At 69.0% G+C, this 8,812-nt stretch carries 6 protein-coding genes; 3 read left to right on the top strand and 3 right to left on the bottom strand.

The genetic code is table 11. The features are described 5' to 3' along the window. Positions 1-212: 212 nt before the first annotated feature. Together ACWF4Z_RS16410 and ACWF4Z_RS16405 are read right to left on the bottom strand one after the other, a co-directional pair. A complete protein-coding gene (locus tag ACWF4Z_RS16410) occupies positions 213-1,202 on the bottom strand; it encodes a helix-turn-helix domain-containing protein (RefSeq protein ID WP_452243865.1) in 990 nt (329 codons plus the stop codon). Positions 1,203-2,024: 822 nt separating this feature from the next. Next, complete coding sequence (locus tag ACWF4Z_RS16405) at positions 2,025-3,326, bottom strand: hypothetical protein (protein WP_452243864.1); 1,302 nt, start codon at positions 3,324-3,326, stop codon at positions 2,025-2,027. A gap of 144 nt (positions 3,327-3,470) precedes the next feature. Here ACWF4Z_RS16405 and wecC point away from each other — a divergent pair, with 144 nt between their 5' ends. From wecC to ACWF4Z_RS16390, 3 genes are read left to right on the top strand one after another with little or no spacing between them, the layout of a single operon-like run. Next, positions 3,471-4,718 (top strand): UDP-N-acetyl-D-mannosamine dehydrogenase, encoded by a 1,248-nt coding sequence (wecC, locus tag ACWF4Z_RS16400; RefSeq protein ID WP_452243863.1) that lies wholly within the window; start codon positions 3,471-3,473, stop codon positions 4,716-4,718. Continuing rightward, positions 4,718-5,374, top strand: coding sequence for a hypothetical protein (locus ACWF4Z_RS16395; RefSeq protein ID WP_452243862.1), 657 nt, complete (start codon positions 4,718-4,720; stop codon positions 5,372-5,374). Before wecC ends, ACWF4Z_RS16395 begins: the two co-directional genes overlap by 1 nt. Further along, a complete protein-coding gene (locus tag ACWF4Z_RS16390; RefSeq protein WP_452243861.1) occupies positions 5,371-7,551 on the top strand; it encodes a hypothetical protein in 2,181 nt (726 codons plus the stop codon). The genes ACWF4Z_RS16395 and ACWF4Z_RS16390 overlap by 4 nt, the downstream gene beginning before the upstream one ends. Positions 7,552-7,648: 97 nt before the next feature. Here the strand turns inward: ACWF4Z_RS16390 and wecB are convergent, their stop codons facing one another. Then, positions 7,649-8,788 carry a non-hydrolyzing UDP-N-acetylglucosamine 2-epimerase gene (gene wecB, locus ACWF4Z_RS16385; RefSeq protein ID WP_452243860.1) on the bottom strand — a complete coding sequence of 380 codons (1,140 nt, stop codon included), beginning with the start codon at positions 8,786-8,788 and terminating at the stop codon, positions 7,649-7,651. Between the last annotated feature and the right edge of the window lie 24 nt (positions 8,789-8,812).

Below are 8,812 nucleotides of genomic sequence, written 5' to 3'. Positions count from 1 at the left end.
ACAACGCACCACCGTGACACTCAAAATCCTCCACAAACGACATGGCCGCCGCAACTCCTCAAATCGAGGTGTTGCGACGACCACGTGAACCCGCCCGCTTCGCTCGGGGGCGGGGTTGTTTTTTGAAGCCCCCCAACCGGTGGCCGAGGGCCGGCGGGCGGGGTTGTTCTTGGAACGATCAGAGCGCTTTCTGTTCTTTCTTCTGCATCTCGTCAGAGCCAGTTTTCTCGGGCGGCGTGTAGGGCTAACTGGAAGCGGGTGCTGGCGCCGGTTCGGTTCATCAGGCGTTCCAGGTAGCGGAAGAAGGTGCGGCGGCTGATGCCTAGGGTGCGGGCGATGGTGTCGTCGGCGGCGCCGGTTGCCAGGAGGGCGAGGAGGCGGCGCTCGATCGGTTCGAGGCGGTCGTCTTCGGCGCCGACAGAGGCGTGCAGCGGCAGCGCGTTGCGCCAGCAGAGCTCGAACATGCCGATCAGCGCGGTGAGCAGGCTGCTCGGCCGCATGATCAGCAGGGACCGGTTCACATCGGTGTCGCGCACCGACATCGACACGTACGCAATGGATCCGTCGATGATGGTCAGCTTCGCCGGTACGTCGGGCAGCACCCGGGCCTGCTCACCGGCCTCCACGCACGGAAGGATGTTCTCGGTCAAATAGCCGGGCACCTCGACCGATTCGGGCGAGTAGACGACGCGGTACGCGACGCCGCGCCGGAGGTGGTCGATCTCCTCCTGGTTCGGGCCGCCGATGTAGTACGGCGGGGAGTCGATGGCCAGGATCTCGCGCTGCGCGCCGCCCTTGATCTGGTGGATCCGCTCGATGATCGCGCTGCCGGTGACGACCTCGATCAGGTGCGTGGTCGACTCGTTGTGCACCGTCCGGCGGAACTCCTCGTACGCGTTCAGGACCTCGATCCGGGCCTGCTTCAGCTCGGACTCGCGGCGCAGCGTCATCGCCTCCAGGCCGGCGTCCGGAGGCACCGGCAGGAACCGGGAATGGTCCGACCCGGACCGCCGTGCCAGACCCGCCTGGACCAGCCCGTCCAGCAGCGAATCGATGCTGGTCTCGCGATCGGGGACCGCATCGTCCAGTTCGGTGATGGACGACGGGCCGGTCCGCAGCAGGTGCTGGTAGACCCGGATCTCGTCGTCGCTGAGCCCGAGCACCTTGAGATGGTCAGCACGTTCCGTGTCCGTTGTGCTCATAACTCTCCCCTCCCTTCCGAATGCTGTCACCGACCGCTACCGTCCATCCAGAGTAGGACGGCCGATCCAGCGCTGTTTGCACTGTCCGTGTCGACGCGTTCGCACCCAGCAATATTTGTTGTCCTGTCAGCATTCTTGTGCCGTGTCACCATCTGGCCACCACTTCTGCGCAGTTGTGAGCGAGAATTGAGGTCCAGCAGCCCGGCGACGGACCACCTGAGCGCCGCCGGGCTGCTGTTCCAATTCTGGCCTGAGTTCGCTGCCACGTCAGCGGAGCCCGTTTCGGTTCGGTCTCGATCCCGGCGCATCGGTGCCCTCGCACTCCCGTGCCATCACCGGCTGTGCTGGAGGGTGTACAAACTGTGCATCTCCATCGTGAGGCCGATGAGGAGGAGGGTTCCGAATGCGCTCGGTTCCGCCGTGTGTCACCGCTCGCTTCGGTTCTGCCGTCCCAACCGCCGCTGTCCGGGAATCTTTGCAGGGATCCCGGTCAACGCTCCCGTCCACCGGCCTCCGGCCCGTCCCCACGTGCGCTGCGCGCCTGACCACATCGCAGCGCGTCTGGGGTCGAGCCATTGGTGCGATGACCGCCGCCCTGGTCATCGTGCCGCCCGATCCGGCGTGCGCCCGGCCCGTCCCCGCCCACGGCGGCCGCAGGCGCACCGCGGATCACAAGTGAGGCCCCGGGGGATGCTGAGCGGAGCTCCGTGGATGGTGAGGCTGTCCATGGGGAGCGAGGACACTGGTTCCTCCGCCCGGCTCGCCCCGGCCAGGAAGCATCTTCTGGGGCCTCACCGGTCACCTCGGTGACCTGGCGCTCGGTCAGTTGGACGTCAGGAACGACGAGAGCACGGTGGCCGAGAACTTGCCGTCGTGGAGCCGGCGGACGAACTCCGGGCCTTGGGCCGCGATCTTCTGCGACTTGCTGCGGTCGTCGAGCAGTTCGAGTACGACGGCCTTGATGTTCTCGACCGTGGTTTCGACGATCGGGAGCTCCTCACCGGCCGCCTCGTGGACCCGTCGCCGGTTGTGGTCGGAGACGTGGCCCAGCACGACCCGTCCGGCCGCCATCGCCTCGCAGGCCGTCACGCCGTAGCTGCCCAGCCGGAACTGGTCGAGCACGAGATCGGCCGAGCCGATGATCCGGCGCATCTCCTCGGGCGAAACACCCTGGATCCGCCGGTACTCGAGGAGCCCCTGCGCGTGCAGCTCCGTCATCGCCTCGTCGACCTGCTCGGAGCCCTTGAACTTCGAGCTGGTGGGCGCGTGCACCGCCACCGGCAGGGACCGCTCCAGCGGCGGCTCCGGCGTCTCCCACAGGGCCGGGTCGATGACGACCGGGCACCACGTGGCCTCCGGGAGGTCGTCGAGCAGGTCAGGGGTGGACACGAAGGCCGGCATGTCGAGTGAGGCCAGTCCGGCGAGGTTCCGGCGTACCTGAACCTCCAGCGCGTCGACCTCGGCCCACTCTTCGCGCACGTACGGCGAGAACGGGTAGTTCTCGCGGTGGAGACTCGGCAGCCGCACATCCCGCCCGTGCGCGATGGTCGCGACCCGCAGGCCGTACCCGGTCAGCACCCGCGCCTCGGTGAACGCGTTCGAGCTGAACAGCGAGCCGAACATCGGCCGCTGCGCCTCGATCAGCACGTGCGTGAACCCTTCCCGCACGTACTCGAACTGCTCGCGCTGCCACTCCGGCGACCGCAGGTAGACCTGCTCGTTCACGTGGTAATCGGAGCGAAACCGGAAGCCACTGGGGACGCCGACCATCGTGATCGCGCCCACTCCGGGCAGCTCCCGCTCGGTCGCGCGGGCCCAGAGCCAGCCCTGCCCGGCGAAGTTGGCCGGCGCGAGGTACAGCCGGGTCGAGGTCTGCGGCGCGGCCGGACGGCCGGCGCGCGCCTCCTGGACCAGCTCGGCCGGCACCGGCGGGATCGCGGGCCGGACGACCATCGCCTGACGACCGGCGAGACGGGCCAGATACCGGTCCACCCGGCGGGGAAGCCGCTTGCGCAGAGCCCTGATCTGTGGACGGAAGGGACGGAGCATTGCTCGGACGGGGCCGCGGAGCGCGCGGAGGAAGAGAGTGCGTGGCGCGCGAACCAGGGTCTTGAGCTGCGACATCGAATAGCTTTCGTCGGAGGGTTTGGCGACGCGGGCGAGTGTCGTCGTCGGTCCGTAGACTACCCTGCTCGGTGCTTACACTACTTCGCGACAAAACATGCTCCAGTGGGCGCGTCTCAGCGACCTGGTGAGGAGAAGAACGTTATGAGTGCGCACTCGCGCATCGTGGTGATGGGACTCGGATACATCGGCCTTCCGACGGCTGCGGTACTGGCCCGTGCGGGTTGCCAGGTGACCGGTGTCGACCTGGATCAACGCAAGGTCGACGCGGTCAACGAGGGCACGCTGCCGTTCGTCGAGCCCGATCTCGACTACGTGCTGCGCGAGGTCGTGGCCGCTGGCCGGCTCGACGCCTCGACCGAGCCGACGGCCGCCGACGCGTACATCGTCGCCGTTCCGACGCCGTTCCTCGAAGACAAGACGGCCGACCTGACCCACGTGCTGTCCGCGGCGCGCGCGGTCGCGGCGAAGCTGACCGGCGGCGAGCTGGTCATCCTCGAGTCCACCTCCCCGCCCGGTACGACGCAGCGCATGGCCGAGGAGATCCTGGCCGTCAACCCGGCCCTGAGCCTGGACGGCGCCGACGGCAAGCCGGTCATCCACGTCGCGTATTGCCCGGAGCGGGTGCTACCGGGCCGGATCATGACCGAGCTGGTCGAGAACGACCGCATCATCGGTGGTCTGACCGACGAGGCCGCGCGCCGGGCCAAGGAGCTGTACGAGCGGTTCTGCCGCGGCGAGCTGCTGATCACCGACGCCGTGACCGCCGAGATGGCCAAGCTCACCGAGAACTCCTTCCGCGACGTCAACATCGCGTTCGCCAATGAGCTGTCGCTGATCTGCGACCGGCTGGGGATCGACGTCTGGCGGTTGATCGAGCTGGCCAACCACCACCCGCGGGTGAACGTCCTGCAGCCCGGACCGGGCGTCGGCGGTCACTGCATCGCCGTCGACCCGTGGTTCATCGTCTCCGCGGCGCCCGAGGAGGCCACGCTCATCCGCACGGCCCGTCAGGTCAACGACGGCAAGTCCGGGTACGTCGTCGGCCGCGCGGTCGAGGCGGTCGAGAGCACCGGGGCATCGACGGTCGCCGCGCTGGGACTGGCGTTCAAGGCCAACATCGACGACCTGCGTGAGTCGCCGGCCCGGCAGATCGTCCGCGATCTGTCCGCCGAGCTGCCGAACTGCAAGGTGCTCGCGGTCGAGCCGCACATCGAGAAGCTGCCCGCCGACCTGGACGGGCTGTCCAACGTCGAGCTGGCCGAGGTCACCGCCGCAATCGCCGTCGCGGACGTCGTGCTGCTGCTGGTCGACCACGACGAGTTCCGCGGCATCGACCGTTCGTTGCTCGCGGGCAAGCGGGTCATCGACACGAAGGGCCTCTGGCGCTGATGCCCGCTTCGCTGCCCGTGCGCGCGGTCCGCAAGGCCCGGCGCATCGTCCGCGGACGCCGGCATGTGCAGGAGATCTCGGACTCGCCGTGGCGCGCGTCCGAGCGGATTCTGTCCCTGCATTACCCCGAGCACCTGGTGGCCGAGCCGGACGGCGAGATCGAGCCCGAAGCCGAGGAAGCACCGAACGCCGACGCCGAGCGGCCAGATGAACGCCGCCGGCTCGCGGCGGCCACCCGGGTCGTCGGCGTGCTGACCGGCCCGACCGGACGGCAGCTGGGCGACGTCCTGACCGTCGCCGCGCTGATCCCCGGATCGCGGGCACTCGGCGCGGCGATCGATCCCGGCGACGTACTGGTCATCGAGCGGGCAGCCCTGCAGTCCGGCCCGTGGAGCACCGCCGAGACCTCGTCAGGTACGGCGTTGCTGCTCGAAATCCTGGAGTGGACGACCGAGGCACGCGAGGGTGGCGTGCCCGTCATCGTGCTGGACTCCGCCGACGCACCCAACGTCGGTACCAACCTGCTGCGCGGCGTCGCCGACGTGATGCTTCCGCGCACCGAACAGGTCGACCCCGTCCTCGGTCCTGTCCCTATGTCCCCGGTCCTGAGCCTGCTCGACCGAGTAGCCCGCGCCGCCGTCGAGGGAGATCGATGAGTACCCCTGCCACCCCCGTGGAGCGTCGCGTCCTGCTCTACGGTGACGGGAACATCAACCTCATCGACGGATCGACCATCTGGCTCGTCTCCATGGCCCAGGTGCTCGCGCGGACGAACTCCCACGTCACGTTGTTGCTGAAGACCCGGATCATCTCGCGGAAGATGCTCGAGCCGCTGGCCGGCCTCGACAACGTCACCGTGATCGACCCGTTCGAGGGCCAGACCGACATCCCGCCGTCGAAGCTGCTGTCGGTCAAGGAGGTGGCGCAGCGCGTCGTCGAGCTCGACCGCGCCCACCGCTTCGACAAGATCATCTCCCGCGGCTTCGGCATCTCGAACGAGCTGGCCCGGACGCGCGAGTTCGACGGCCGGTTCTGGCCGTACGTCATCGACCTGCCCGAGCCCGGGGTCGAGCCCACGCCGGAGCGGCTGCGCGACCTCGAGGAGATCTCGCTCGCGTCCGAGCGGATGCTGGTGCAGACCGAGGATTCCCGTTCCTACATGGAGTATCGGGTGCCCGCGTCGGTCGGGAAGTGCGTCGTCATCAACCCGATGATCCCGGACGAGCTGGCTCCGCTGCCGGGTCGTTCGGCGTCGCCGGCCGGGCAGCTGAAGGGCGTGTACGCCGGCAAGTTCGCCGAGGGCTGGAAGACACTCGAGCTGTGCGAGGTGCCCCGCCTGCTGGGCGAGCGCGGCGTACGGATGTCGCTGTCGATGATCGGCGACAAGATCATGCACTCCCACCGCAACCCGACCTGGCGCAGCCGGATGAAGACTGCCGTCACGACCAGCCCGGGCGTGGAGTGGGCGGGCGGACTTTCCCGCGACGACGCCACGGCGTACTCCAAGACCGCCGACATCGGATTCAGCTGGCGGTCGCAGGAGCTGGACTCGACGCATGAGCTGTCGACCAAGGTTCTCGAGTACTGCGCGATGGGTGTGGCTCCGGTGCTCAACCGGATCGCTGCGCACGTCGACCTGCTGGGCAAGGACTATCCGCTGTTCGTCGACGCCACCACCGAGTCGGTGCTCGACGCCGTCGAACGCGTGGCCCGCGATGCCGACCTGCTCGAGGATGCGCGGAAGAAGGCGCTCGACGCCATCGACCGGTACCGCATGGCCAACACCGTCGAGCGCATCCACGCCGCGCTGCGGGCGACCGAGGTGCGGCCGAGCGTCACCCTCGTGGGTGGGCGGCCGGTGCTGCTCGTCGGCAAGGACCTGACGACGTCGCGCGGCACGCACACCGTGCTGCGGCAGTGCGCCGGCAACGTCCACGTTGCCGAATGGGACCCGACGCTGACCGGCCAGGAGGATCCTCGGTCCAGCGAGCTGTCCGCCGCCGGCACCATCGTCGTCGAGGATGCGGCGCCGTATCTGCCATGGGCAACCCGGCGCAAGGGCGACAACCAGCGGCTGATCGCGCACGTCCGCGACCTACGCGCCGACGAGGCTGTCCTGCGCGAGGCGGCGCTCGACAAGGTCGACGCCTTCGTGTTCCAGGCCGAGCCCGATCTGACTGCGTTTGCTGCGGCTTTCGACGTACCGGCCGAGCGACTGCACCATGCGCCGCTGGCGGTTGACGCGTCGTACGTCGATCGCCCTGGGCTGCCTGGTCGTCAGTATCGGGTCGGTGTTCTCGACCTGAGTCCGGTCGCTGCGCGGCCCGACGCGGCCATCACGGCGTTGCGCGGCTTGGTCGCCGCCGATGAGCGGTTCAGCCTGCACATGCACGACCGGCTGCCGTGGGAGGACGACGAGCTCTGGACCGACCAGGTCGAGCGGTCGTACTACCGGACGCTGGTTGCCGATCTCGCGGCGACGCCCGAGATCGCTGCCCGGGTGGCGTTCGAGCGTCCTGAGAGCGATCTGCCGACCTGGTACCGCAAGATCGGCTGGCTGCTCGTCCCGCGCCGTCTCGGTCGGCTCGACCAGCGCGTCGTCGAGGCTCAGGCCACTGGTGTGGTCGTGCTGACGCCGGCTGAGGACGGTGCCGCCGAGCTGTACGGACCGGACGCGCCGTACCGCTCGATCGACACGCTGGTCCGGACGATCGCCGCCGCGGCCGCCGACCCCGCCGAGTACGCCAAACTCAGCGCCGCCGCACGCCTCCAGGGCGGCCGCCACGACCTCGCCACCGTCCGCCCCACCTGGACCGCCGCCCTGTCCGTCTGACCGAGCCGACCGAACTGGTCCGACGGAGCTGGGCGGCTGAACTGGCCCGGCTGAACGCGTCGACTGAACTTCGCCGGCTGGGGTCAGCCGGCTGGGGTCAGCCCGCGAAGTCGGGGAGGCGGGTGCCCTGGTTGAACAGCTGCCGGAGGGCTGCGATAGAACGTTCGGTCGCGTGGCCGTCGCCGTACGGGTTGACCGCCTGCGCCATCGCCGCATAGGCCGCCGGGTCGAGGTACAGCCGCTCGACCTCCTTGATGACGCGGTCCTCGTCGGTGCCGATCAGGCGGACGGTGCCGGCCTCGACCGCCTCGGGACGCTCGGTGTTCTCGCGCATGACCAGGACCGGCTTGCCCAGGCTGGGCGCCTCTTCCTGGATGCCGCCGGAGTCGGTGAGGACGATGTGTGCGGCCTTCAGGACGGTGCCGAACTCGGCGTACGAGAGCGGCTCGGTCACGATCGCGTTCGAGAGACCTTCGAGCTTCGGCAGCAGCGCCTCGCGGACGACCGGGTTGCGGTGCACCGGCAGGACGATGGTGAGCTCCGGGTGCGCCTCCGCGATCCGGGCCAGCGCGCGGCCGACGCCTTCCATCGCGGCGCCCCAGCTCTCCCGGCGGTGGCTCGTGACCAGCAGGATCGGCGCGTCCGACGCGACCAGCGCAGCCAGTTGCGGATCGGTCGGCGGCACGGGATTGGCGACCGTCATCAGCAGCGCGTCGATCACCGTGTTGCCGGTGACGACGATCGTGCTGGGGTCGATGCCCTCGCGGAGCAGGTTGGCCCGGCTGCCTGCCGTCGGTGCCAGGTGCAGGGTGGTGATCTGCGAGGTCAGCCGACGGTTCGCCTCCTCGGGGAACGGCGAGTGCAGGTCACCGCTGCGCAGTCCGGCCTCGACGTGCACGACCGGGATGTTGCGGTAGAACGCTGCCAGCGCGGCCGCCGTCGAGGTCGTCGTGTCGCCCTGGACGATGACGGCGTCCGGCGTCTCCTCGGTGAGGACCGGGTCGAAACGCTCCATGATGCGCGCCGTGATACCCGCCAGGGTCTGTCCCGGCTTCAGGATGTCGAGGTCGTGCCGCGGGACGATTCCGAACAGGTCGTTGACCTGGTCGAGCATCTCGCGGTGCTGGCCGGTGACCACAGGCACCGACTCGATGTCGGGGTCGGCCGCAAGTGCGGTCACGACGGGCGCGACCTTGATCGCCTCGGGACGAGTCCCGTAGACAGTCATGATCTTCATCACAGGGGGTACCTCTCTGGTGGG

The sequence above is a fragment of the Kribbella sp. NPDC055071 genome (genome assembly GCF_053608045.1).
This window is presented reverse-complemented; position numbering and strand designations above follow the sequence as displayed.

Excerpts from the sequence above, each read along its gene's own strand:
- ACWF4Z_RS16395 (WP_452243862.1), top strand. The coding sequence starts at position 4,718 with ATGCCCGCTTCGCTGCCCGTGCGCGCGGTCCGCAAGGCCCGGCGCATC.
- wecC (WP_452243863.1), top strand. The coding sequence starts at position 3,471 with ATGAGTGCGCACTCGCGCATCGTGGTGATGGGACTCGGATACATCGGC.
- ACWF4Z_RS16405 (WP_452243864.1), bottom strand. The coding sequence starts at position 3,326 with ATGTCGCAGCTCAAGACCCTGGTTCGCGCGCCACGCACTCTCTTCCTC.
- ACWF4Z_RS16390 (WP_452243861.1), top strand. The coding sequence starts at position 5,371 with ATGAGTACCCCTGCCACCCCCGTGGAGCGTCGCGTCCTGCTCTACGGT.
- ACWF4Z_RS16410 (WP_452243865.1), bottom strand. The coding sequence starts at position 1,202 with ATGAGCACAACGGACACGGAACGTGCTGACCATCTCAAGGTGCTCGGG.
- wecB (WP_452243860.1), bottom strand. The coding sequence starts at position 8,788 with ATGAAGATCATGACTGTCTACGGGACTCGTCCCGAGGCGATCAAGGTC.